Source organism: Neisseria sp. SLRRB23 (genome assembly GCF_050896295.1).
Lineage (GTDB): Bacteria > Pseudomonadota > Gammaproteobacteria > Burkholderiales > Neisseriaceae > Neisseria.
This window is the reverse complement of sequence record NZ_JBPBFH010000023.1, coordinates 15,638-40,866: the sequence shown is the minus strand read 5'-3', so window position 1 is coordinate 40,866 and position 25,229 is coordinate 15,638. Positions and strand designations below refer to the sequence as shown.

Annotated in this window: 17 protein-coding genes and 1 pseudogene; 10 read left to right on the top strand and 8 right to left on the bottom strand. The window is 50.9% G+C overall.

Annotated elements, in window-relative coordinates; all coding sequences use genetic code 11:
• The 4 genes from ACRPFF_RS07570 to trmB form a co-directional block, all read left to right on the top strand.
• On the top strand, positions 1–641 hold a 641-nt coding region (locus ACRPFF_RS07570), incomplete at its 5' end, for an HAD-IC family P-type ATPase (RefSeq protein ID WP_432674282.1).
• Between the two features lie 53 nt (positions 642–694).
• Positions 695–2,581 (top strand): excinuclease ABC subunit UvrC, encoded by a 1,887-nt coding sequence (gene uvrC, locus ACRPFF_RS07565; protein ID WP_432674285.1) that lies wholly within the window; start codon positions 695–697, stop codon positions 2,579–2,581.
• A 117-nt stretch (positions 2,582–2,698) separates the two neighbouring features.
• The gene (locus ACRPFF_RS07560; protein WP_432674281.1) at positions 2,699–4,102 is read left to right on the top strand and encodes a tetratricopeptide repeat protein; all 1,404 of its coding nucleotides are present in this window, start codon (positions 2,699–2,701) and stop codon (positions 4,100–4,102) included.
• Positions 4,103–4,223: 121 nt separating this feature from the next.
• Positions 4,224–4,940 (top strand): tRNA (guanosine(46)-N7)-methyltransferase TrmB, encoded by a 717-nt coding sequence (gene trmB / locus ACRPFF_RS07555; RefSeq protein ID WP_411712910.1) that lies wholly within the window; start codon positions 4,224–4,226, stop codon positions 4,938–4,940.
• A 254-nt stretch (positions 4,941–5,194) separates the two neighbouring features.
• Here trmB and ACRPFF_RS07550 read toward each other — a convergent pair whose 3' ends face one another.
• The 5 genes from ACRPFF_RS07550 to ACRPFF_RS07530 form a co-directional block, all read right to left on the bottom strand.
• On the bottom strand, positions 5,195–5,554 hold the full coding sequence (locus ACRPFF_RS07550; protein ID WP_196428156.1) for a hypothetical protein: 360 nt from the start codon (positions 5,552–5,554) through the stop codon (positions 5,195–5,197).
• Between the two features lie 106 nt (positions 5,555–5,660).
• Entirely contained in the window at positions 5,661–7,760 is a 2,100-nt protein-coding gene (gene uvrB, locus ACRPFF_RS07545; protein ID WP_432674280.1) for an excinuclease ABC subunit UvrB, read from the bottom strand.
• 37 nt (positions 7,761–7,797) lie between these two features.
• Positions 7,798–8,619: a YwqG family protein gene (locus ACRPFF_RS07540; protein WP_432674284.1), complete on the bottom strand. Its 822-nt coding sequence runs from the start codon at positions 8,617–8,619 to the stop codon at positions 7,798–7,800.
• A 60-nt stretch (positions 8,620–8,679) separates the two neighbouring features.
• Positions 8,680–10,155: a S41 family peptidase gene (locus tag ACRPFF_RS07535; protein WP_411712913.1), complete on the bottom strand. Its 1,476-nt coding sequence runs from the start codon at positions 10,153–10,155 to the stop codon at positions 8,680–8,682.
• A 128-nt stretch (positions 10,156–10,283) separates the two neighbouring features.
• Entirely contained in the window at positions 10,284–12,080 is a 1,797-nt protein-coding gene (locus tag ACRPFF_RS07530; protein ID WP_411712914.1) for a peptidoglycan DD-metalloendopeptidase family protein, read from the bottom strand.
• Between the two features lie 326 nt (positions 12,081–12,406).
• Between ACRPFF_RS07530 and ACRPFF_RS07525 the strand changes: the two genes are divergently transcribed.
• From ACRPFF_RS07525 to ruvX, 3 genes are read left to right on the top strand one after another with little or no spacing between them, the layout of a single operon-like run.
• The gene (locus tag ACRPFF_RS07525) at positions 12,407–12,964 is read left to right on the top strand and encodes a CreA family protein (protein ID WP_411712915.1); all 558 of its coding nucleotides are present in this window, start codon (positions 12,407–12,409) and stop codon (positions 12,962–12,964) included.
• A 1-nt stretch (position 12,965) separates the two neighbouring features.
• Positions 12,966–13,514, top strand: a complete 549-nt coding sequence (locus ACRPFF_RS07520) for a YqgE/AlgH family protein (protein WP_432674279.1) — start codon at positions 12,966–12,968, stop codon at positions 13,512–13,514.
• Positions 13,507–13,962 carry a Holliday junction resolvase RuvX gene (ruvX, locus tag ACRPFF_RS07515; protein ID WP_432674278.1) on the top strand — a complete coding sequence of 152 codons (456 nt, stop codon included), beginning with the start codon at positions 13,507–13,509 and terminating at the stop codon, positions 13,960–13,962. The genes ACRPFF_RS07520 and ruvX overlap by 8 nt, the downstream gene beginning before the upstream one ends.
• Before the next feature lie 7 nt (positions 13,963–13,969).
• On the opposite strand, the pseudogene ACRPFF_RS07510 reads toward ruvX, so the two are convergent.
• Together ACRPFF_RS07510 and ACRPFF_RS07505 are read right to left on the bottom strand one after the other, a co-directional pair.
• A pseudogene (locus ACRPFF_RS07510) lies at positions 13,970–14,490 on the bottom strand (fumarylacetoacetate hydrolase family protein).
• Positions 14,491–14,552: 62 nt separating this feature from the next.
• Positions 14,553–16,265, bottom strand: coding sequence for a proline--tRNA ligase (locus tag ACRPFF_RS07505; protein WP_432674277.1), 1,713 nt, complete (start codon positions 16,263–16,265; stop codon positions 14,553–14,555).
• 694 nt (positions 16,266–16,959) lie between these two features.
• On the opposite strand from ACRPFF_RS07505, the gene aceE reads away from it, so the two are divergent.
• The 3 genes from aceE to lpdA all read left to right on the top strand — a co-directional run bounded on the left by aceE (position 16,960) and on the right by lpdA (position 23,242).
• Entirely contained in the window at positions 16,960–19,623 is a 2,664-nt protein-coding gene (aceE, locus tag ACRPFF_RS07500) for a pyruvate dehydrogenase (acetyl-transferring), homodimeric type (protein ID WP_308031883.1), read from the top strand.
• Positions 19,624–19,766: 143 nt separating this feature from the next.
• Positions 19,767–21,380, top strand: a complete 1,614-nt coding sequence (gene aceF, locus ACRPFF_RS07495; RefSeq protein WP_432674276.1) for a dihydrolipoyllysine-residue acetyltransferase — start codon at positions 19,767–19,769, stop codon at positions 21,378–21,380.
• Between the two features lie 77 nt (positions 21,381–21,457).
• The gene (lpdA, locus tag ACRPFF_RS07490; RefSeq protein ID WP_432674275.1) at positions 21,458–23,242 is read left to right on the top strand and encodes a dihydrolipoyl dehydrogenase; all 1,785 of its coding nucleotides are present in this window, start codon (positions 21,458–21,460) and stop codon (positions 23,240–23,242) included.
• Positions 23,243–23,665: 423 nt separating this feature from the next.
• Here the strand turns inward: lpdA and ACRPFF_RS07485 are convergent, their stop codons facing one another.
• Positions 23,666–25,216, bottom strand: a complete 1,551-nt coding sequence (locus ACRPFF_RS07485; RefSeq protein WP_432674274.1) for a YdgA family protein — start codon at positions 25,214–25,216, stop codon at positions 23,666–23,668.
• Positions 25,217–25,229 lie beyond the last annotated feature (13 nt).

The window sequence follows — 25,229 nt, the reverse complement described above, 5'->3', positions numbered from 1 at the left end:
TTGCCGAACTGACCTTGCCGAAGTTTTCAGACGGCGTTTGGGACATTGCAAGCATTGTTGCAGTCTCAGTCAATAACAAACCCATCGGCGCATTCGCACTTGCCGACGCGTTGAAAGCCGATACCGCTGAAGCCATAGGCCGTCTGAAAAAACACGGCATCGACGTTTACATCATGAGCGGCGACAACCAAGGCACGGTCGAATACGCCGCCAAACAACTGGGTATCGCACACGCCTTCGGCAACATGAGTCCGCGCGATAAAGCTGCCGAAGTGCAAAAACTCAAAGCCGCCGGCAAAACCGTGGCGATGGTCGGCGACGGCATCAACGACGCACCCGCGCTCGCCGCCGCCAACGTCAGTTTCGCCATGAAAGGCGGTGCGGACGTTGCCGAACACACCGCGTCCGCCACGCTGATGCAGCATTCGGTCAACCAGCTCGCCGATGCACTGTCGGTATCGCAGGCGACGTTGAAAAACATCAAGCAAAACCTGTTTTTCGCCTTCTTCTACAATATTTTGGGCATTCCGCTCGCCGCACTCGGCTTTTTAAATCCCGTCATCGCAGGCGCGGCAATGGCGGCAAGCTCGGTTTCGGTATTGGGCAATGCCTTGCGCCTGAAACGGGTAAAAATTGATTGACCGCATATAACAGCCTGCAGCTTTTCCGAACGGATAAGGCTGCCGCCGCCGATATGCCGTCTGAATCCGTTTTTCAAATAATTGATATGAATACAGAAAACCGTTTTCCAGAACAATTCGACATCCCACTCTTCCTCAAAAACCTACCCAATCTGCCCGGCGTGTACCGTTTTTTCGACGAAGGCGGCAAGGTCTTATACGTCGGCAAAGCGGTCAACCTCAAGCGGCGCGTGTCCGGCTATTTCCAGAAAAACGACCATTCGCCGCGCATCGCCTTGATGGTGAAACAGGTTCATCATATCGAAACCACCATCACGCGTTCCGAAGCCGAAGCCCTGATTCTCGAAAACAACTTCATCAAAGCCTTGTCGCCGAAATACAATATCCTTTTCCGCGACGACAAAAGCTATCCTTATCTGATGCTCAGCGGCCATCAATATCCGCAGATGGCGTATTACCGCGGCACGCTGAAAAAGCCCAACCAATACTTCGGTCCGTATCCGAACAGCAACGCCGTGCGCGACAGCATTCAGGTGTTGCAAAAAGTCTTTATGCTGCGCACCTGCGAAGACAGCGTATTCGAGCATCGCGACCGCCCTTGCCTGCTGTACCAAATCAAACGCTGCACCGCGCCCTGCGTCGGACACATCAGCGAAGAAGACTACCGCGACAGCGTGCGCCAAGCCGCCACTTTCCTCAACGGCAAAACCGACGAACTGACCCGCACCCTGCAACACAAAATGCAAACCGCCGCCGCGAATCTGCAATTTGAAGAAGCCGCCCGCTACCGCGACCAAATCCAAGCACTCGGCATTATGCAGAGCAATCAGTTTATCGACAGCAAAAACCCGAACAACCCCAACGATATCGATGTGCTCGCGCTCGCCGTTTCAGACGGCCTTGTCTGCGTACACTGGGTCAGCATCCGCGGCGGACGGCACGTCGGCGACAAAAGCTTCTTTCCCGACACCAAAAACGACCCCGAACCAAACGGGCAAGACTACGCCGAAGCCTTCGTCGCCCAACACTATCTGGGCAAAAGCAAACCCGACATCATTATTAGCAACTTCCCCGTGCCCGACGCATTGAAAGAAGCCCTAGAGAGCGAACACGGCAAACAAATGCAGTTCGTTACCAAAACCATAGGCGAACGCAAAGTCTGGTTGAAAATGGCGGAGCAAAACGCACAAATGGCGATTGCCCAACGCCGCCTGCAACAAAGCAGCCAGCAAAACCGCATCGACGAGTTGGCAAAAATCCTGAACATGAATTCAGACGACCTCAACCGCCTCGAATGCTTTGACATCAGCCACACCCAAGGCGAGGCCACTATTGCGTCCTGCGTCGTGTACGACGAACAAAACATCCAGCCCTCGCAATACCGCCGCTACAACATCACCACTGCCAAGCCCGGCGACGACTACGCCGCCATGCGCGAAGTATTGATGCGCCGTTACGGCAAAATGCAGGAAGCCGAAGCCAACGGCGAGACCGTCAAATGGCCGGATGTCGTATTGATTGACGGCGGCAAAGGACAAATCGGCGTCGCCGTATCCGTATGGGAAGAACTCGGTCTGCACATTCCCTTGGTCGGCATCGCCAAAGGCCCTGAGCGCAAAGCCGGCATGGAAGAACTTATCCTCCCGTTCACCGGCGAAACCTTCCGCCTGCCGCCCAACAGCCCGGCCTTGCATTTATTGCAAACCGTACGCGATGAATCTCACCGCTTTGCCATCACAGGCCACCGCAAAAAACGCGACAAAGCACGCGTTACCTCCTCCTTAAGCGACATCCCCGGCGTAGGCAGCAAACGCCGCCAAGCCCTGCTTACCCGCTTCGGCGGCCTGCGTGGCGTCGTTGCCGCCAGCAAAGAAGATTTGGAACAGGTCGAAGGCATCAGCAAGGCATTGGCGGAAACCATTTACGAGCATCTGCATTAGTGTGCCACCCAAGCAAAAACCGTCTGTAAAAAATATGATACAGTAGGTCGGCGTGCCGATATAAACCTAACTTCATAACAAATAACCATGATTCGACAAAACGGAAAACGATCTGATATGAACAATCCCGACTTACCCTATCACCATGCCTTCGAACGCCTGTCTCAAGAACAATTTGACTTTAGCGAAGTCCGCCGACTGCTGACAGAAGCGGCCTCGGCAGGCCATACGGCCGCCGCATTCGAGTTGGCAAAACACCTGCTTGATACAAACAGCCCCTACCAAGACCGCGAACAAGGTATGGACATGCTCCGCATCGCCGCCGAACAGGGGCATCCCTACGCGCGTTATAATTTGGCATATATCCAAGAATTGGAAGGTGCACCCCCGGAAACCCTGATACCGCTTTACAAGCCTCTGGCAGAAGCAGGTCTGCCCGAAGCGCAAGTCCGCCTGATGTACCTGCTGTATGCGTCCCGGCATTTTGAAGAAGCCCTGAAATGGGCAAAAACGACCGCAAAAAACAACAACCCCCACGGACAATATCTGCTTGCCCAATACTGCCAGTACGGCATGCCGCCGGATTTTGAAACGGCACACCTGCTCTACCGCAAAGCGGCGGCACAAGGCTTGGCTGCTGCGCAATGGCAGCTCGGCCTTCAATACCGTTTCGGACAAGGTACACCAACCGACACGACCCAAGCCATCAATCATTTGCGCGCCGCCGCACAACAAGGATACATTCCCGCCTACACCCCACTTGCTGAGCTCATTCTACCTACGGCTCCCGATGAAGCCGTTCACTGGTTTCAACAGGCCGCACGGGAAAATGACCATAAAGCTCATGCCGCACTTGCCGACATCTACCTACAAGGCAAGCATCTGGAAAGAAACCACGAACTTGCCCTGCATCATGCCGAAGCAGCCGCCGCCGAACGCCATCCCGAAGGTTTGCGGATACTGGGCGACATCTACCGCTACGGGCTGGGCATGGCTTCCGATAAAGAAAAAGCCCTACATTATTATCGGCAGGCAGCCGAAGCAGGCAGCCTTTCCGCCTATCAGAAACTCATATCCGACAGCGCGTTAAACCATCCCGAGCAATATGGCAGCATCAAAGATTCCGCCATCAGGCGGCAAAGGGCAGAACGGCTTTATCAAAAAGCCCAAGCCCTTCATTACGGATTACAATGCACACCCGAATACGCAGCGGCGCTCAAACTCTACACAGAAGCAGCAGAACTCGGCCACAGCAAAGCCCAAACCAATCTGGGCAGCATGTATTACTTCGGACAGGGTATGGCCGCCGACTACGGCAAAGCCCGCAAATGGTTTGAGCAAGCCGCCGCGCAAAAAGACAGCATGGCACTTTATAATCTCGCCTGCATCCATTACAACGGACACGGCGTCGAGCCGGACAACGAAAAAGCCTGCCTCTACCTGCAAGAAGCCATAAACAGCGGACACGAACAAAAAAGCTTTCTGCAAGAACTGTTGCAACAGTGGCAAAATGCCGTCTGAACACCGGTACATTTACCCCGCAAAAACGAAACAGGTATAATCGCCCCTTTCCTTTCCCGCCGTCCGAACAGGCATTTCACATTCAGACGGCATCCTGATTGCACAAGCGCACGAAAGCATTATGACAGACACCGCCGAAAACCAAACACAAAACAACTGGCAAGCCGAACATCCCCGCAGCATCCGCAGTTTCGTCCTCCGCCAAAGCCACATGACCGCCGCGCAGCAACGCGCCATCGATACCTTATGGGGCAGCTTCGGCATCGACTACCAAGCAACACCGGCCAATCTTGATGCCCGTTTCGGAAGCAGCCGACCCAAAATCCTCGAAATAGGCTTCGGTATGGGGACGGCAACCGCAGAAATCGCCCGCAGGCTGCCCGAAACCGACTTTCTTGCCATCGACGTACACGGTCCCGGCGTAGGCAACCTGCTCAAACTCATCAACGAAAACCATTTGGAAAATATCCGCGTGATGCGGCACGATGCCGTAGAAGTTGTCGAAAATATGCTGCAAGACGGCTCGCTCGACGGCATCCACATATTCTTCCCCGACCCGTGGCACAAAAAACGCCACCACAAACGCCGTCTGATACAAGCCCCCTTCATCGCCAAACTACTGCCCAAACTCAAAACCGGCGGCTATATCCACCTGGCGACAGACTGGGAAGAATATGCACAGCAGATGCTTGAAGTCCTCAGCAGCTTCGACAGCCTGCAAAATACGGCGGCAGACTACGCCCCCACCCCGGACTACCGCCCCGAAACCAAATTCGAAGCACGCGGCAAACGCCTCGGACACGGCGTTTGGGACTTGGTATTCAAACGGATCGGATAACAGACCGCCGGATAAAAAAATGCCGTCTGAAGCACGTTTGCTTACAGACGGCATTTTTTCAAGATAAAGCAGCGAGCGATGTTTCGATATAAGGTTTAAAACAATGGTTTGAACGGCAAAAACGCGTGTATACCGCACGCATCCTTGTAGGTTTTATGCACATCAGTTTTAAAGTTTGTCCCGCCCGCAGGCGGGGGGTGTGGTGCAGCCATACACGCGGTTGGTGGAGATGCAGGCTACGGCTTGCTTATAAATCAAAGCAAATTAAGGTCATTTGCAACTCCGTTATATTCAACTGATAAATTGCCCATACTTTGAAGGTTAGATTTTAAATATTGATGAACAACTTCAGGCCATCTACTATCGTCATGTAAGCTAATAATCAATCCTTTAACGCCCTGATAGCTCCAGCCAAATAGCTCATCTGCCCGTCGTTCAAATTCCTCATAATGAAAATTAGGTTTTTCAGAGAATTCATCTAACATATCATAGAGAAGATTTTCTTGCTCTTCATCAAAATCACGCTCTAATATTAGACGCTCTAAGGAGGTCAAACCTCCTGAAATCATCCCTTGTTTCATTAAATTAAATTGGAAAGTCTCTTTTTCATTCATTCTGTTATTCCTTAAGTTAGATTGAACACATAATACTTAGGCATGCCGAAACATGTATGTGACAAATGGTGTCATAATTGATTTTTTCAAGATAACATTTTTAATCTCACTCCGCCCCAAACAACAAATTCTCCTTAATCCCCCGAATCCTATCCCGCAACACAGCCGCTTCTTCAAACTGCAAATCTCTAGCCGCCTGCTGCATGGCTTTTTCCAGTTTGGCGATTTCTTTAATCGCGTCTTCTTCGTTGTGAATCTCGCCGACTTTAACCTTGTTTTTGCCTTTCAGACGGCCTTTGCTTCTGTCTTCTTCATGGTACACGCCGTCGATGATGTCTTTGACCTGTTTTTTAATCTGTTGCGGCACGATGCCGTGTTCTTCGTTGAATTTCATCTGTTTTTCGCGGCGGCGTTCGGTTTCGTCGATGGCGGCTTTCATGGAGTCGGTGATTTTGTCGGCGTACAGGATGGCGACGCCGTTCACGTTGCGCGCGGCGCGGCCTATGGTTTGAATCAGGCTGCGGTGGGAGCGCAGGAAGCCTTCTTTGTCGGCATCGAGGATGGCGACGAGGGAGACTTCGGGGATGTCCANGCCTTCGCGCAAGAGGTTGATGCCGACGAGTACGTCAAACAGCCCGAGCCGCAAATCTCTAATGATTTCAACGCGTTCCACGGTGTCAATGTCGCTGTGCAGGTAGCGCACTTTGATGCCGAGTTCGCTGTAATAGTCGGTGAGTTGCTCCGCCATGCGTTTGGTGAGGGTGGTAACGAGCACACGTTCGCCTTTTTGGATGCGGTCATTGATTTCGCTCATTAAGTCATCGACTTGGGTGGCGACGGGGCGGATGATGATTTGGGGATCAACCAACCCTGTGGGGCGGACGACTTGTTCGACGACTTGTCCGGCGTGTTCTTCTTCGTATTTGGCGGGGGTGGCGGAGACGAAGACGGTTTGCGGCATGACTTTTTCAAATTCGGGGAATTTGAGCGGTCGGTTGTCGCAGGCGGAAGGCAGGCGGAAGCCGTAATCGACGAGGTTTTGTTTGCGCGATGCGTCGCCTTTGTACATGCCGCCGATTTGGGTAACAGTAACGTGGCTTTCGTCGATAAACATGATGGCGTTGTCGGGCAGGTAGTCCATCAGCGTGGGCGGCGGTTCGCCTTCTTTTTTGCCGGAGAAGTGGCGGGAATAGTTTTCGATGCCTTTGCAGAAGCCCATTTCGTAGAGCATTTCGAGGTCGAAACGGGTGCGCTGTTCGATGCGTTGTTGTTCGACGGGACGTTGTTCGCGGGCGAAAAATTCGATACGTTCGCGCAATTCTTCTTTGATGGACTCGCAGGCACGCAATACGGTGTCGCGCGGGGTAACGTAGTGGCTGGACGGGAAGACGGTGTAGCGGCCGACGCGTTGAANAAGGCTGCCTGAAAGCGGGTCGAACATATCGAGGCGGTCGATTTCGTCGTCAAACAGGCTGATGCGCAAGGCGTTTTCGGAGCTTTCGGCGGGGTACACGTCAATCACGTCGCCGCGTACGCGGAAGCTGCCGCGTTTGAAGTCCAAATCGCCGCGTTCGTACTGCATGGAAACGAGGGTAGCGATGATGTCGCGTTGTTCGATGGTGTCGCCTTCTTTGACGGACAACACCATTTGTTGATACTCAGTCGGATCGCCGATACCGTAAATGGCGGACACGGTGGCGACGATAATCACGTCGTCGCGCGTCATCAGGTTTTTGGTGGCGGAAAGGCGCATCTGCTCGATGTGTTCGTTGATCGCGCTGTCTTTTTCGATGAACAAATCGCGGCTGGGCACATAGGCTTCGGGCTGGTAATAGTCGTAGTAGGAGACGAAATATTCCACCGCGTTTTCGGGGAAAAACTCGCGCATTTCGGCATAAAGCTGGGCGGCAAGGGTTTTGTTGTGCGCCATGATGATGGCGGGGCGGCCGCTTTGGGCGATGACGTTCGCCATGGTGTAGGTTTTACCCGAACCGGTTACGCCGAGCAGGGTTTGGTAGGCAAGGCCGTCTGAAAGCCCTTCGAGCAGGCCGGCAATGGCGGTGGGCTGGTCGCCTGCGGGCGGGAAGGGTTGGTGGAGCTTGAAGGGGGAATCGGGGTATTGGATAACTTCCATAATCTTGCCTGTGATGCGTTTGCGGACAAAGCGTGTAGTAGGGATGGGTCGGAAACGTCTTTCAGACGGCATGGAATAAAAGACATTCCCGACCGTATGCCGTCTGAACTCAACTGCAATCCCAAGTGAATGCCGTTTTGGAAAAATCGCATTTTTCCAAATCTTCGGGTGCGATAAAGAAATTGCCGATGCCCATATCGCCCCACATGATGTCTATTCCTTCGTTCTCATCATATTGGCTTTCCAATTGGAACAGCAGTTCATAGCCTTCCAAACTGCCGTCGCGCGGATCGTATTGGACAAAGCAGGGATAACCGCCAATACAGTGTCCCGCCTGATTGGAGGCTTCCCGATAGTTCTCGTAAAGCCGCCAATCGTTGTTGCCCGTATCCGTAACCCTTTCGAGAATCAGCTTACGCATTTCCGGAAAAGTCTGATCGAAACGGTAATCGTCGAAAGACAGATATTGCGTCTCCGGTTCGGAAAAAACCATGCGGAATTCTTCCTCTGCACCAAACGGCAGACCGACTCCGAAATCCCCGAAATCGGAATATGCCGGAACATCCGAACGCAAACCTTCCTGCCGCACTTCGCTATGGTACAAAACACGGAATCCCTTTTGGGCGCGCAAGTCGTCGAAATCCATGCCCGACAAATCGTCGTAACCGTCGACAAAGAACTGGACGATGCCTTCGGTCGGATAGTCCGGCAAATGCGGCATTTGGGCAAAGTTGATTTGCGCCAACAGGGAAAGCGGTTGTCCTTGGGCATTTTGGGGATATTCCATACCCTCCGGCAGATAAGGTCTGCCACCGACCTTGCTGTCCCACAGTTCTACTGTCTCTTTCTTCAAAGAAAAACGCACGACGGGTTTTGCCGTGGCTGCGATTTTCTCTGCAAACGGTTCAAATTCCGGTAAAAAATCGCTCATAACCTGTCCTTTCAAACATAATATGCCGTCTGAAACCCTTTCAGACGGCATCGTCAAAACCTACTTCTTATCTTTCTTATCTTTATTTAAAACCGGCTTTTTCGCCGCCAGCCCCAAAGACTTCTGCCACTGCTCGGGCGACTTGACCAAATCCAAAGCCTTACGCAACTGCTCGTCTTTGGCAGGGTTCGGAATCCGCCTTGAAGACAAATCCTCATCCTTTTTCTTTTTGCCTTTTTCTTTTGCAGCGGGCTTATCTGCATTTTCTTCAAGCGGCACGGCAAGGGTTTCACTATTCACATCCTCGCCGCCCAAAGGATTGCCGATGTGTCCGATCAAATCCGCCTCGCGGCTTTCAAAAGTGCGTTCCTTATCCTTCACCTCAACATCCGGAACAATCCCCTGCGCCTGAATGGAGCGGTCGTTCGGCGTATAATACAGCGCCGTTGTCAGCTTGACCGCGCTGCCGTTGGACAAGGGAATCAAAGTCTGAACCGAACCTTTGCCGAAGCTCTGCGTACCGACGATAACCGCGCGTTTATGATCCTGCAATGCACCTGCGACAATCTCCGACGCGGAAGCCGAACCAGAATTGACCAATACCGTCATCGGAATCGTTTTCAACTCGGCAGGAATACCCGCCAAAGGATCGCCGCCCATACCGTACACATAATCCTCGGGAACGGCTTTCAGTACCATGCCGTCTTTGCCGTCGCGTCCCTTGGTGCTGACGACGACCGCTTCAGACGGCAGAAACGCCGCCGACACGCCGACCGCGCCGGTCAAAAGTCCGCCGGGATCGTCGCGCAAATCCAACACCAGCCCTTTGAGCGGTTTTCCTTTATTTTCCTTGACCAGCTCTTTAGCTGCCGAGTTCACGCCTTCAACCGTCCGCTCTTGGAACTGGGAGACGCGGATATAGCCGTAATCCGGTTCAAGCAAATGATGGCGGACGCTTTTCACTTTAATGATGGCGCGCGTCAGGTTGACGACTATCGGCTTGTCGGCATTTTTACGCGATAGTGTCAAAGTAATCTTCGTACCCGGCTTGCCCCTCATTTTTTTAACCGCTTCGCTAACCGTCATCCCGCGCGTCGAAACATTATCGATTTTCACAATGAAATCGCCGCTTTTCACCCCTGCACGTTCCGCAGGCGTGTCCTCAATCGGTGCGATAACTTTGACAAATCCGTCTTCTTGACCAATTTCCATGCCTAGGCCGCCAAACTCCCCGCTGGTAGACTCCTTCATTTCCGCATAACCTTTTTTATCCATATATTCGGAATGCGGATCCAAATCGGCAACCATACCCTTCATCGCACCTTCGAAAAGATCGGCATCGGGTTTATCCTGATAGTAGTTTGCCTTAATCTGACCGTAAACCTCCGCCATTGTGCGGATGGATTGTACCGGCAAGACTTCGTTATCCCGCTTGTCCTTCTCAGCGGCAAAACCCTGCACCGCCAAACTGGCGGCTACGCCGCTGATTGCGCCCAGGGTATAAAGTGCGATTTTCTTAAAAACAGGTTTCGACATTCTTCTTTAACTTTCTCTCTTGATTTCCCAAAAACGGAAACGCAACTATTAAAAACGGCAGGATTTGCGGAACGTAATGCGTTGCACCGGACAGTTCGCACAAAACCCGCCGTTTCATATTGTCTCGATCAACGTATCCAGCTCGAAGGGTTCAATACCTGCCCTTCATAACGTATTTGCAGGTAAAGCCCTTCTTCTCCGTCCGGCAACGATCCGCTCGTACCGATTTTACTTCCCGCCGCGACCGCATAACCCTTGCCGACGGAAATTTCGCTCAAGCCGGAATAGATGCTGATATAGTTCTCGCCGTGGTCGACCACAACCACTTTACCGTAGCCGTCCAATTCATCCGCATAACTCACCGTTCCGGCCGCGATACTTTCAACAGGTGCCGGAGCAGTAGAATAAAAGACGCCTTTCCAAACATCGCCACCGTTGCGGTTTTTCCCGAATAGCCCCGTCGGCACACCGGCAACCGGTTTTTTCAACCGTCCCTGCATACGGCCGAAACCGTTGGCACTGCCGATACCCATGACTGCAGGTGCTTGGATGTTCTTATCTTCGGCAGTCAGGTTAGACATTGCCGCACGCCGCGCTTCAGCTTTCTGCTGTACCGCTTCTTTTTCTTTTCTGGCCTTTTCGGCTGCCGCCAACCTGGCTTCAGCCAATTTTCTTTTTGCTTCGGCGTCTTGAATACGGTTAGCAGCTTTTTTCTTTTCCAAGTTGCTCAAAAGATTATTCAGCTGCTGCTCGTTTTCTTTCTGCTCCACCATTTTTTGAGCATCTTTGGCGATTTTGGCGTTTTGCCTGCGGCTCTCAGTCTGTTCCGCAGCATCGGTTACACCCTGTTTTTTCAGGAGTGATTGGACGTTTGCCTGAATTTTCTTCAAACGGGCAAGCTCATTGTTGATTTTCTGCTCTTGTACCGCCAAAGCCTTCTGCTGTTTTTCCAAATCCTTGACAACTTCCCGATTGGAGGCGTTTACGTAACGCGTATAACGCAAAAAGCGGTTTTTCTGACCCGGTTCGGCGTTTTTCAGGAACAGGGCAACCGCATTCGGCTGGCTGTTTTTATAGTTCCCCGATACGAAACGGGAAATCTGCGCTTTCGTACCGGCAACTTCCGTTTTCAAACGGTTCAGCTCGGTATTGAGTTTTTGGAACTTGTCCCAAGCCTCGCGCTGTTTGCGGTTGACGGAAGCAAGGTTGCCGCGCGCCTGACGGATACGCTCTTGGCGGATACGCTCTTCCTGAAGCTGTTTGAGGGAATTGCTGACATGAAGCAGCATTCCTTCGCTTTGTTTGAGCAGGGCTTTTTTGTTTTCGACATCATTGGTGGCAGCGGCAACGGCGGCCTTCAATTCGTCGGAATCGGTTTTGGCATTTTTCTCTTCCGTGTGTTTTTTGTCCTGTTTCACTGCTTTGCCGTCCTTGTCGGTACGGTCTTTTTTATTTGCAGAAACAGTGTCTTTGTCCGACTTGCCGCCCTTACGCGGATTGTCCTGTCCTTTTGCCTCTTTTTTGCCTTGTTTGTTTTCAGGCTGTGTTTTTGCGTTTTTTTCTTTGGATTCGGACACGGGCTTGCCATATGCCTTTTTGTGTTCCGCCTTCGATTCCTTACTCTCTTCGCGTCCTTTGCGCGCAGACTGCTTGGATGTTGCCTCCTTCTCTGCTTCTTTGCGGTTTTTGGCGGTTTTTTTGGACTCTTTGCCCTCTTTTGCCTCCTCTTTGCCGCCTGTTTTTTTATCTTTCACTGCGGCATTTTTGCCTTTTTCTTTTTTGCCTTCCGCCGCTTCGGGCTGTTCTTTTTTGTTCTTCGCCTGTTTTTTCACTTCGGCAGAACGGCTATTCGCTGTATTGCCAGCAGCAATGACGGGGGCGGAAAAAACAAGCATCAGAGCAAGTAGAAGAGGTTTGTATTGCATGGTTCGACTTTCAGGAAAAGTTGGATAACGCTGAAGGCTGCACGAAAGCAGCCGGATGCTCGGATTATACTGTCAGTTATGCCGTCTGAAAATGCCGTTTGCCCAATATTGCACCTTCTTTGCAAGGATACTTGCAATCGGCACAAACAGCCTTATATTGTGTGGCATATTTTCAATGCTGCAACGGATATTGTGTTCCGACACACAGGGTGGCACATTAAGCCGCGTACCGTATGTTGCCCGACTCGGGAGCGTGCGCCCCTCCAAACAAAGCAAGCCCTGCCGCCTTCACGGAAAACAAGGATTCAACCGATAAGGAAATTTTGATGAACAGACTGCTACTGCTGTCTGCCGCCGTCCTGCTGTCTGCCTGCGGCAGCGGCGAAACCGATAAAATCGGACGAGCAAGCACCGTTTTCAATATGCTGGGCAAAAACGACCGTATCGAAGTGGAAGGATTCGACGATCCCGACGTTCAAGGAGTTGCCTGTTATATTTCGTATGCAAAAAAAGGCGGTTTGAAGGAAATGGTCAATTTGGAAGAGGACGCGTCTGACGCATCGGTTTCGTGCGTTCAGACGGCATCTTCGATTTCTTTTGACGAAACCGCCGTGCGCAAACCGAAAGAAGTTTTCAAGCGCGGTACGAGCTTCGCGTTCAAGAGTCGGCAGATTATCCGTTATTATGATCCGAAACGTAAAACTTTCGCCTATTTGGTTTACAGCGATAAAATCGTCCAAGGCTCGCCGAAAAATTCCTTAAGCACGGTTTCCTGTTTCGGCAGCAACCTGCAAACCAATATGCCTCAAGCGGGCACTTCCGGCAAAATGCTTGCTGGCGCCTGCATGATTTCCAACCCGATAGAAAATCCCGACAAACGCTGATATGAACCTGTCCAACCACTTTCTCGTCGCCATGCCCGATATGGAAGACGCGTTTTTTGCACAATCGGTCGTCTATATCTGCAAACACGATGAAGACGGCGCACTCGGCATCGCCATCAACAAACCCTCTCCGATTACGATGGACATGATTTTTTCCGCCACCGGCAAAAACATCCCTTTCCGAATGCAGCACGACAGCGTGATGATGGGCGGGCCGGTGCAAGTCGATCGCGGTTATGTCGTGCATACCCCGGTCGGCAACTGGCAAAGCAGTATCGGCGTTTCAGACGGCATCGCGCTGACCTCTTCCCGAGACGTGCTTGAAAATATTTCACGCGAAGGCGCGGTTGACAAAATATTAATCAGTATCGGCTATTCAAGCTGGGGAAAAGGCCAGCTCGAACGCGAACTTGCCGACAATGCGTGGCTGACCGTTCCCGCCGACGAACATATCCTGTTCGACATCCCCTACGAACACCGTTACGCCGCCGCATTCGCCAAACTCGGCATTGACCCGCTCGCCCTGTTTTCGGGAGCCGGCCATGCATAAAATTCCAAAAGGAACGGCACTGGCATTCGACTTCGGCGAAGCGCGTATCGGCGTGGCGCAGGGCGATGCGGAATTAGGGCTATCCCATCCGCTGGCCACCGTTACCGGCAGCAGCAACGATGAAAAATTCGCGGCAATCGCCAAGCTGGTTCAAGAATGGCAGCCGCGTTATTTTGTCGTCGGACTGCCCGTGCATACCGACGGCACGGAACACGAAATGACGCACCTGTCGCGCAAGTTCGGACGCAGGCTGAACGGCAGGTTCAATCTCCCCGTCTATTGGGTGGACGAACGTCTCTCGTCCATCTATGCGGAAGGCCTGCTTTCAGAAGCACAGGTCTTCGGCAAAAAACGCAAATCGGTGCTCGACCAAGTGGCCGCACAGGCAATCCTGCAAAGTTTCTTCGAAGGTAGTTCGGAAGAATTTTTTAACGGACGGGACGAATAAGTCTGCCTTATTTTCGGGCTACCGTAAAAAAAGCTTCTACAAGCCCGTCCAATTCCAGTTCCAATCTGTCCCCCTCGCTGATTTTCCCTACACCTGAAGGTGTTCCGGTAAATACCAGATCACCTTTTTTCAAGCCATAGGACAGAACCAGCTCGCATAAAACCATCCTGAGCGGGCAAAGCATCATTTCCGTGTTGCCCCTCTGTTTCAATATACCGTTCTGCCTCAATGAAAAAAGGAAGGATTGGCTGGAAACCTTGTTCGCCGCCACGAAGTCCGAAACACATGCAGAATGCCTGAATCCCTTTGCCTTCAACCAAGGCAGCCCTTTTTCCTTCAGACGGCATTGGATATCCCTTGCCGTAAGGTCCAACCCTACACCATATCCTGCGACACATCCCAAAATATCTTCACCCTCGCCCAAGGTATTTCGTTTTTTAACTCTTCGATATGTGCAGCATAGTTCCTGCCGATACAGAAAATATTGCCGACCTCAACTGCTTCTCCTTCTAAAAATACTGAAGCCACTTCACTTCCTCCCCAAATAAAAATGCCGTCTGAAATTATTTTCAGACGGCATTTGACCAAGCTTACCCATTTAATGAAGCTGTTACACGCGCAACAATTTCTCCGATCGGAACCGATTGCGCTTCGTTATCGCGGCGTTCGGCGTATTCGACATTGCCTTCTTTCAAGGCACGGTCGCCGATGACGATGCGGTGCGGAATGCCCAACAGCTCGGAATCGTTCAGCAATACGCCTGCGCGTTCGTCGCGGTCGTCCAGCAGCACATCCGCGCCTGCCGCCAGCAGTTCGGCATAGATTCTGTCGGCGGCTTCGCGCACGGCGTCTGATTTTTTGTAGTTCATCGGTACGATAACAACTTCAAACGGCGCCATCGCTTTGGTCCAGATGATGCCTTTTTCGTCGTTGTTCTGCTCGATGGCGGCGGCAACGACGCGGGTGATGCCGATGCCGTAGCAGCCCATTTCCATGATTTGCGATTTGCCGTTATTGTCGAGGAAGCTGACGTTCATAGCTTGGGTGTATTTGTCGCGCAACTGGAAAACGTGTCCGACTTCGATGCCGTGCGCCAGTTTCAGACGGCCTTGTCCGTCGGGGCTTTCGTCGCCTTCGACGACGTTGCGCAAATCGACGAATTCAGGCTCGGCGGCGTCGCGGCCGAAGTTGAAGCCGGTGTAGTGGTAGTCGTCTTCGTTCGCGCCGATAACCCAGTCCGCGCCTTTTTCAGTGGCGAAATCGGCATAGACTTTGCCTGTGAAGCCGACAGGGCCGAGCGAGCCGCCGTTTGCACCGAACTGCGCTCGGATGACGGCAGGGTCTGCCATGGTCAGCGGCGATTTCACGCCTGCGAGTTTTTCGGCTTTGATGCCGTTGAACTCATGGTCGCCGCGCAACAGCAATAAAACGATTTCGCCTTCATTTTCGCCTTCAACCACGATGGATTTGAGGGTTTGTTCAACCGGAATATTCAGGAATTCAACCAAAGAGTCAATAGTTTTGACGTTCGGTGTGTGTACTTTGGCCAGCTCTGCCTGAGCGGCCGCGCGTTCGCCTTTGAGCGGCAAGGTCGGAGCCAGCTCGATATTGGCGGCGTAATTGGAAGTGTCGCTATATGCAATCACATCTTCGCCGCTTTCCGCCAACACTTGAAACTCGTGAGAGCCGGTACCGCCGATGCTGCCGGTGTCTGCGGCGACGGGACGGAATTCCAAGCCCAGATGGGTGAAGATGCGGCAGTAAGCGTCGTACATGGCATCATAGGTCGTCTGAAGCGAGGCGTAGTCGGCCTGGAAGGAATAAGCGTCTTTCATGACGAACTCGCGTGCACGCATCACGCCGAAGCGCGGGCGCACCTCATCGCGGAATTTGGTTTGGATGTGGTAAAAGTTTTTCGGCAGCTGTTTGTAGCTGTTGATTTCTTTGCGCACGATGTCGGCGATGACTTCTTCACAGGTCGGGCCCATGCAGAAATCGCGGTCGTGGCGGTCTTTCAGGCGCAGCAGTTCTTTACCGTAAAATTCCCAGCGGCCGGATTCCTGCCACAGCTCGGCAGGCTGCACCACCGGCATCAGCAGCTCCACGCTGCCCGCGCGCGCCATTTCCTCGCGCACGACGTTTTCGACTTTGCGTAACACGCGCAGCCCCATCGGCATCCAAGTATAAAGGCCGGACGCTTTGGAGTTCATCAGACCGGCGCGAATCATGAGCTTGTGGCTGGCAAACGCGGCTTCTGCAGGGGCTTCTTTCAGGGTAGAAATGAAAAATTGGCTGGCTTTCATAAAAGTATTTTTCCAAACAGGCAATTTAAAAAATAAAGCAGGATTGTAACGCGAAAAAAGTAAATTTTGCATCAACTGCCAAAATTCTGGTTTTACTATTCGCAATGATAAATACCAAACCGACCTCCCAACCTGCAAAAAATGCGCCAATAAACATCAAATTATAATAACTTATTGATTTTAATATATTAAATTATGCCTAATTTTTAATCACAATAACCGTACATTTGTTGTGTAAGACTTTTTTAAGACTACCCTTGGCTTATCAACACGGTTATCCACAAAGCTTGTGTATAGATTATCCATCCCAAATAAATTACCCTTAGGCAGATCTGATTCCATTTCACTCAGTTTTCGAAAAAATTAAATCAAAAACAGATAAAATATTTGCGAAATCAAACAAACTTATTTAGTACCCCTGTTTTATAGGGGAAAACCCGTCTAAGGAAGCACGGTTATTTGCCAGCAGACCCGATTACTGATAGGATTTCATGTGGAACAGACCAAACGTTTTCTCAAGTTTTCCCTTGTTTCCAAGATTTTTTTAATTTTTTGAAAACATTAAACTTAATTTATTTTGTTTTGGTTTAGTTTGAAAATTTTCGTTTTTGCTTATATTTTTTTCACAAACGAAAATAAAGGGGCAAACTACACCCGCCCTACCGATTAAACACTCAACACAAAGGATGATACTATGTCCACCCAATTACATGATGTTGACCCTATCGAAACCCAAGAATGGTTGGATGCGTTAAGCTCCGTTCTCGAATACGAAGGAGGCGAACGCGCACAATACCTGTTGGAACATCTGGTTAAATACAGCCGCGACAAAGGCGTTCGTATGCCTCACGGCACAACCACGCCGTATTTGAATACGGTTTCCGTTGAAAACGAAAAAGGTATTCCGGGCGATCAAAACATCGAACACCGTATCCGCGCATTCGTGCGCTGGAACGCCGCCGCCATCGTATTGCGCGCCGGTAAAAAAGATTTGGAACTGGGTGGACACATCGCATCTTTCCAATCCGCAGCAACCATGTATGAAGTCGGCTTCAACCACTTCTGGAAAGCTAAAGGCGAAGGCGAAGAAGGCGATTTGGTATTCTTCCAAGGCCACGTTGCGCCGGGTATCTACGCACGTGCGTTCGTTGAAGGTCGCCTGACCGAAGACCAACTGAATAATTTCCGTCAGGAAGTCGACGGTCACGGTCTCCCATCTTACCCTCACCCGCACCTCCTGCCCGACTTCTGGCAGTTCCCGACCGTGTCCATGGGTTTGGGTCCGATTATGGCGATTTACCAAGCACGTTTCCTGAAATACTTGGAATCCCGCGGCCTGGCCAAAACCAAAGGTCGTAAAGTATGGTGTTTCTGCGGTGACGGCGAAATGGACGAACCTGAAAGCCAAGGTGCGATTGCCCTGGCAGCACGCGAAGGTTTGGACAACCTGGTATTCGTCATCAACTGTAACCTGCAACGTTTGGACGGTCCTGTACGCGGTAACGGCAAAATCATTCAAGAGCTGGAAGGCAACTTTGCCGGCGCCGGTTGGAATGTTGTAAAAGTCATCTGGGGTCGCCGTTGGGACCGCCTCTTGGCAAAAGACAAAGACGGCATCCTGCGCAAACGTATGGAAGAATGCCTGGACGGTGACTACCAAACTTATAAATCAAAAGACGGCGCATACGTTCGCGAACACTTCTTCAATACCCCTGAACTAAAAGCATTGGTCGCAGATATGACCGATGATGAAATTTGGGCATTGAACCGCGGCGGTCATGACCCTCAAAAAGTGTACAACGCTTACGACCGCGCAGCTAACCACGCCGACGGCAAACCTACAGTAATCTTGGCAAAAACCATTAAAGGTTACGGTATGGGCGCATCCGGCGAAGGTCAAAACGTTGCCCACCAAGCCAAAAAAATGGACAAAGCGTCTCTTAAACAATTCCGTGACCGCTTTGACATTCCTGTAACTGACGAGCAAATCGACAGCGGCGACCTGCCTTACCTGACTTTTACTCCCGACAGCGAAGAATACAAATACCTGCACGCACGCCGCGAATCTTTGGGTGGCTACCTGCCTCAACGCAACCCGACCCAAGAAGTTCTGGAAGTGCCTGAACTGTCAGCATTTGATGCCCAACTGAAATCCAGCGGTGACCGTGAATTCTCAACCACCATGGCTTTCGTACGCATCCTGTCCACTTTGCTGAAAGACAAAAAAATCGGCAAACGCGTTGTACCTATCGTTCCAGATGAAAGCCGTACGTTCGGTATGGAAGGTATGTTCCGTCAATACGGTATTTGGAACCCTAAAGGCCAACAATATACTCCTCAAGATAAAGACCAACTGATGTTCTATAAAGAGTCTGTTGACGGTCAAATCTTGCAAGAAGGTATTAACGAACCAGGTGCCATGGCTGACTGGATTGCTGCTGCGACCAGCTACGCAAACAACGACTTTGCCATGATTCCTTTCTACATCTACTACTCTATGTTCGGTTTCCAACGCGTTGGCGACTTAGCATGGGCAGCAGGCGATATGCACGCACGTGGTTTCCTGCTGGGTGGTACAGCCGGCCGTACAACACTGAATGGCGAAGGTTTGCAACACGAAGATGGCCACAGCCACATTCAAGCAGACTTGATTCCAAACTGTGTAACTTACGATCCGACATTCCAATATGAAGTAGCCGTTATCGTACACGATGGCTTGCGCCGCATGTATGTTAACCACGAAGACGTGTTCTACTACATTACCCTGATGAACGAGAACTACGCTCACCCAGATATGCCTGAAGGCGCAGAAGAAAACATCCTGAAAGGTATGTATCTGCTGAAAGCTGGCGGCAAAGGCGACAAGAAAGTTCAATTGATGGGTTCCGGTACCATCCTGCAAGAAGTCATTGCTGGTGCTGAATTGTTGAAAGCCGACTTCGGCGTAGAAGCAGACATCTGGTCTTGCCCATCATTCAACCTGTTGCATCGCGACGCTATCGAAGTGGAACGCTTCAACCGCCTGAATCCTTTGGAAACTGCAAAAGTACCGTTTGTTACTTCTCAGCTGCAAGGTCATGATGGTCCGGTTATTGCCGCTACCGACTATATCCGCAGCTATGCCGACCGTATCCGTGCCTATATCCCTAACGACTACCACGTCTTGGGTACTGACGGCTTCGGTCGCTCCGACAGCCGTGCCAACCTACGTCGCTTCTTTGAAGTGGACCGCTACAACGTTGCCGTTGCCGCATTGAGCGCATTGGCCGAGCAAGGCAAAGTCAGCAAAGAAACCGTTCAACAAGCCATTGAAAAATATGGTATTAAAGCCGATTCAGCTCCTAGCTGGAAACGCTAATTGATGTTTCAGACGGCCTGTTTGCTTCGTTCAGACATCAGGCCGTCTGAAAACCGAATACTTGAATGGTTTAGCAAACTGTACCGATGCCGTGTGCAACAGTTTTCAGACGGCATCAAACTGAAAATATTAAAGGAACTCAAATGAGTATCGTAGAAATCAAAGTCCCTGATATCGGCGGTCATGAAAACGTCGACATCATCGCTGTAGAAGTCAAAGTAGGCGACACTATTGCCGTTGACGACACCCTGATTACATTGGAAACCGACAAAGCTACTATGGACGTACCTGCCGATGCAGCTGGCGTCGTGAAAGAAGTTAAAGTTAAAGTTGGCGATAAAATCTCTGAAGGTGGCGTTATTTTGACCGTTGAAACTGGTGCTGCCGCTGCTGATACTGCTCCAGCCCCTGCAGCAGAAGCTCCTGCTGCTCCAGTTGCTGCGCCTGCAGCCGCTCCTGCCGGTGGCGCTACCGTGCAAGTTGTTGTACCTGATATCGGCGGCCACTCTGACGTAGACGTTATTGCCGTTGAAATTAAAGTTGGCGACACTGTTGCCGTTGACGACACCCTGATTACTTTGGAAACCGACAAAGCCACCATGGACGTACCATGTACCGAAGCCGGTGTGGTTAAAGCCGTATTTGTAAAAGTTGGCGACAAAGTATCCGAAGGCTCTGCCATTATTGAAGTAGAAACTGCCGGCTCTGCCACAGCAGCCCCTGCTCCGGCCGCTCAAGCTGCCGCACCTGCACCAGCCGCTGCTCCGGCTCCTGCTGCTCCCGCACCAGCCGCTGCGCCTGCTCCGGCTGCACCTGCAGCTGCCAAAATTGACGAAGCTGCATTCGCCAAAGCACACGCCGGTCCTTCAGCACGCAAACTGGCGCGTGAATTGGGCGTAGATTTGGGTCAAGTCAAAGGTACCGGTCTAAAAGGCCGTATCATGGGCGACGACATTAAAGCCTTCGTTAAATCCGTTATGCAAAGCGGTGCAGGCAAGCCTGCCGCTGCTTCTTTGGGCGGTAGTCTAGACTTGTTGCCATGGCCTAAAGTTGACTTCTCTAAATTCGGCAGCGTCGAAGTTAAAGAATTGTCTCGCATTAAGAAAATCTCCGGTCAAAACCTGTCTCGCAACTGGGTTGTGATTCCTCACGTTACCGTACACGAAGAAGCGGACATGACCGAATTGGAAGAATTCCGCAAACAACTGAACAAAGAATGGGAACGCGAAGGCGTGAAACTGTCCCCATTGGCGTTCATTATCAAAGCCTCTGTTGCTGCGCTGAAAGCCTTCCCTGAATTCAACGCCTCTCTGGATGGCGACAACTTGGTGCTGAAAAACTACTTCAACATCGGTTTTGCAGCCGACACGCCAAACGGCTTGGTTGTTCCAGTAATCAAAGACGTGGATCAAAAAGGCTTGAAACAAATCAGCCAAGAGCTGACTGAATTGTCTAAAAAAGCCCGCGAAGGCAAGCTCAAACCACAAGAAATGCAAGGCGCATGCTTTACCATTTCCAGCTTGGGCGGTATCGGCGGAACAGCCTTCACGCCGATCGTGAATGCTCCTGAAGTCGCCATCTTGGGCGTGTGCAAATCCCAAATCAAACCGGTTTGGAACGGCAAAGAATTCGCTCCGCGCCTGATGTGCCCGTTGAGCCTGTCCTTCGACCACCGTGTCATCGACGGTGCCGCCGGTATGCGCTTCACCGTATTCCTGGCTAACCTGTTGAAAGACTTCCGCCGCATTACTCTGTAATCCGAGCATTTTCAGACGGCCTGAATAGAAAGGACGTCTGAAAAAAGAAGTCCGAACATCATTCAGAAAGATTAGACATGAGCTTAGTTGAATTGAAAGTGCCCGACATTGGCGGTCACGAAAATGTAGATATTATTGCGGTTGAAGTGAACGTAGGCGACACCATCGCCGTTGACGATACCCTGATTACCTTGGAAACCGACAAAGCGACGATGGACGTGCCTGCCGAAGTTGCAGGCGTAGTCAAAGAAGTTAAAGTTAAAGTGGGCGACAAAATCTCCGAAGGCGGTTTGATTGTTGTCGTTGAGGCCGAAGGTGCAGCTGCTGCCCCTAAAGCCGAAGCGCCTGCCGCTCCTGCACAAGGAGCACCTAAAGCAGCCGCTCCTGCTCCTCAAGCTGCTCAATTCGGCGGCTCTGCCGATGCCGAATACGACGTAGTCGTATTGGGTGGCGGCCCTGGCGGTTATTCTGCTGCATTTGCCGCTGCTGACGAAGGCTTGAAAGTTGCCATCGTTGAACGTTACAAAACTTTGGGCGGCGTTTGCTTGAACGTCGGCTGTATCCCTTCCAAAGCTCTGTTGCACAATGCTGCCGTTATCGATGAAGTACGCCACTTGGCTGCCAACGGTATCAAATACCCCGAGCCTGAACTCGATATCGACATGCTGCGCGCCTACAAAGACGGCGTGGTTTCCCGTCTGACCGGCGGTTTGGCAGGCATGGCTAAAGGCCGCAAAGTAGATATTATCCAAGGTGACGGCCAATTCTTAGATCCGCACCACTTGGAAGTTTCTCTGACGACCAGCGAAGTGTACGAACAAGCGACTCCTACCGGTGAGAAAAAAATCGTTGCCTTTAAAAACTGTATCATTGCAGCAGGCAGCCGCGTAACCAAATTGCCTTTCATCCCTAAAGATCCTCGAATTTTCGACTCCAGCGGCGCATTGGCTCTGAAAGAAGTACCGGGCAAACTGTTGATTATCGGCGGCGGTATTATCGGTCTCGAAATGGGTACGGTTTACAGCACTCTGGGTTCTCGCCTGGATGTGGTTGAAATGATGGACGGCCTGATGCAAGGCGCAGACCGCGACTTGGTTAAAGTATGGCAAAAACAAAACGAATATCGTTTTGACAACATCATGATCAACACCAAAACTGTTGCTGTCGAGCCTAAAGAAGACGGCGTTTACGTTACCTTTGAAGGTGCAAATGCGCCTAAAGAGCCACAACGTTACGATGCCGTACTGGTCGCGGCAGGCCGTGCGCCTAACGGCAAACTCATCAGCGCAGAAAAAGCCGGTGTTGCCGTTACCGATCGTGGCTTCATCGAAGTGGACAAACAAATGCGTACCAACGTGCCACACATCTACGCTATCGGCGATATCGTCGGTCAACCGATGTTGGCACACAAAGCCGTTCACGAAGGCCACGTTGCCGCTGAAAACTGTGCCGGCCACAAAGCCTACTTCGACGCACGCGTCATTCCCGGCGTTGCCTACACTTCTCCTGAAGTGGCATGGGTTGGTGAAACCGAATTGTCTGCCAAAGCATCAGGCCGCAAAATCACCAAAGCCACCTTCCCATGGGCTGCTTCCGGTCGTGCGATTGCCAACGGCTGCGATAATGGCTTTACCAAACTGATTTTTGATGCCGAAACAGGCCGTGTTGTCGGCGGCGGTATCGTCGGCCCCAACGGCGGCGATATGATCGGCGAAGTCTGCCTAGCCATCGAAATGGGCTGTGATGCAGCCGACATTGGCAAAACCATCCATCCGCACCCTACTTTGGGTGAATCCATCGGTATGGCTGCGGAAGTAGCCTTGGGTGTATGTACCGACCTGCCTCCTCAAAAGAAAAAATAAACCTGATGCTCTAAGCAACCGATAAGGTTTATCCGAACAAATGCCGTCTGAACCCTTCAGACGGCATTTTTATTTGGCTGTGTTTTAACCATCTGTCAATTTTAACTGGTTGTAAGGGAAAAGACGATTATTTTCCGGTTAGGCAAAAACCTATCCTATTGAATACCTTGAAGCTAAGCATGCCTATTGACACCATATTAAAATACAGCCTTTTATTTTTCTTCCATGCTTTCCAATCACAGATTTCAACCGGATTTCAATAGTTCCCCCATCCCGTCTGAGTTCCATATCTAAACATTAGAAGCGTGTCCTGATATTGGATTGGAGACAATCAATTGTCTTTGAAACATGAAAATCCATCCTATTTTAAGACTGACAAAAATGCCGTCTGAACATTTCAGACGGCATTTGGCATAAACGGCATTAATGCGGTTGGCCGGAAACCATACCGCCCTCATCAAAATCGGGATCAGGTTCATTTTGCAGCGTTTTCCCGTTTAACTTCAGGGCGTTGTTTTTAAGGGAAATAACCGTATCAATCTGATTACCGTCTAAAGTAAGATATTTTTCCCTTGCCATACTTTGGACCGTACTGTCCACCATCAGGCGCAATGTTTCATTAATATCTGCAATGCTTGCTCTGGCTTCCGCCTCATCTTCGGCATTTACACTGAAAATATTTCCGGCCTGACTTACCGCCAAATCTTCCAACATTTTTTGAGGAATACTCATTCTGATGTCTGCCTCGGTTTTCTTCAACATCAGTCCCAATTGGTTCAAATCTTCCTTCTTCATGTCTTTAAACATGATTTTTCCGCCCACATCAATTCTTCCCTGAGGCAGGGTGAAACGGAAAGTTTTGATATTTAGTACCGGGTCATGGGTAAATAATCCGGAAGCCTCGCCTTTGACTGCAGTAATCAAATCATTGCGGATTTGTTCTTCAGTCATTTTTTTGGCAGAAATTTGTGCAAACTTGCGTTTCAATACGGTTAAGGCAGAAGCATCGAGATGTTCGGCAGCGATATGGATATCCAGCGGGCCATATTTTTCATCGCCGTAAACCAGCGTGTCAAAACGGAACCGCCCTTCACTGTTGATAAATGAGCCTGATTCCCCGGTCTTGGTTGAAAAAGCCAGCTTGCCGACTTCGATTTTGGAAGGTGCGATGCTGCCGTTGGGATTGATAAACGCGCCAATCTGCAAATCGGTAACGAGATTGACCAGTTCGTTTAACTTGACGTTGTAATCGACACCCTCTTTCCATTCTAGGGAGAATTTTTCCAAAGTCAGATTGCTGCTGCCCAAAGCAAGCGGGTTGATGCCGTCTGAAGTTTCCGAATCGAAATGCACTTTTTCAAACGCGGCATCGCCTTTATCTGCCAGCTTGATTTTAAACAAGGGGGCATCATAGCCGTTCCGGTAGCTTTTGAAACCTTTTTGATAAACCGTTTCCCCCGTCAGGCCTTCCCAGTGCAGCCTGATGCCTGACAGTTCTTCATAATCGAAGGCGGGAACACTGACTTCCATTTTACCGCTGCCGTTAAAATAAACGGTATTGGCAAGGGAAACCGGAGCTTGTTTTCCAAAAAAGCGTTCCAGAACTTTTTCCGTTTCAGGCGCGTATTTGAACTCGGTTTCAATGTGCGCCTGCGTGCCAAATCCGCCGGCAAAAGGGCCGTGCGTGATATGGTTTACCAGCGTAACCGNCTGTTCCAACACTGTTTTCAGGTTGTCCGGCAGGTATTTTCGGGCATTATTCAGCAACTCCGGTTTCAGACGGATGACCGTCGTTTCCGTAGAGGTAAACCAGCCGCGGTCATCCTGGTGCGATTCGACGGTCAAAAAGCCCGTTTCCTGCAATATTTTTTGCTGCTGCGTCAGGCTTTCTTCGGCTTTGATACCCAAATAATAAGGTGTACCCAAAGCAACGCCGAGCAATACTGCCGCAACCGAAATCAAAGGTTTTTTCATCACTTCAAACAAG

What these genes read in the sequence shown, in the direction of transcription:
- uvrC (WP_432674285.1), top strand. Translation starts at nt 695, where the DNA reads ATGCCGTCTGAATCCGTTTTTCAAATAATTGATATGAATACAGAAAAC.
- ACRPFF_RS07560 (WP_432674281.1), top strand. Translation starts at nt 2,699, where the DNA reads ATGAACAATCCCGACTTACCCTATCACCATGCCTTCGAACGCCTGTCT.
- trmB (WP_411712910.1), top strand. Translation starts at nt 4,224, where the DNA reads ATGACAGACACCGCCGAAAACCAAACACAAAACAACTGGCAAGCCGAA.
- ACRPFF_RS07550 (WP_196428156.1), bottom strand. Translation starts at nt 5,554, where the DNA reads ATGAATGAAAAAGAGACTTTCCAATTTAATTTAATGAAACAAGGGATG.
- ACRPFF_RS07540 (WP_432674284.1), bottom strand. Translation starts at nt 8,619, where the DNA reads ATGAGCGATTTTTTACCGGAATTTGAACCGTTTGCAGAGAAAATCGCA.
- ACRPFF_RS07535 (WP_411712913.1), bottom strand. Translation starts at nt 10,155, where the DNA reads ATGTCGAAACCTGTTTTTAAGAAAATCGCACTTTATACCCTGGGCGCA.
- ACRPFF_RS07530 (WP_411712914.1), bottom strand. Translation starts at nt 12,080, where the DNA reads ATGCAATACAAACCTCTTCTACTTGCTCTGATGCTTGTTTTTTCCGCC.
- ACRPFF_RS07525 (WP_411712915.1), top strand. Translation starts at nt 12,407, where the DNA reads ATGAACAGACTGCTACTGCTGTCTGCCGCCGTCCTGCTGTCTGCCTGC.
- ACRPFF_RS07520 (WP_432674279.1), top strand. Translation starts at nt 12,966, where the DNA reads ATGAACCTGTCCAACCACTTTCTCGTCGCCATGCCCGATATGGAAGAC.
- ruvX (WP_432674278.1), top strand. Translation starts at nt 13,507, where the DNA reads ATGCATAAAATTCCAAAAGGAACGGCACTGGCATTCGACTTCGGCGAA.
- ACRPFF_RS07505 (WP_432674277.1), bottom strand. Translation starts at nt 16,265, where the DNA reads ATGAAAGCCAGCCAATTTTTCATTTCTACCCTGAAAGAAGCCCCTGCA.
- aceE (WP_308031883.1), top strand. Translation starts at nt 16,960, where the DNA reads ATGTCCACCCAATTACATGATGTTGACCCTATCGAAACCCAAGAATGG.
- aceF (WP_432674276.1), top strand. Translation starts at nt 19,767, where the DNA reads ATGAGTATCGTAGAAATCAAAGTCCCTGATATCGGCGGTCATGAAAAC.
- lpdA (WP_432674275.1), top strand. Translation starts at nt 21,458, where the DNA reads ATGAGCTTAGTTGAATTGAAAGTGCCCGACATTGGCGGTCACGAAAAT.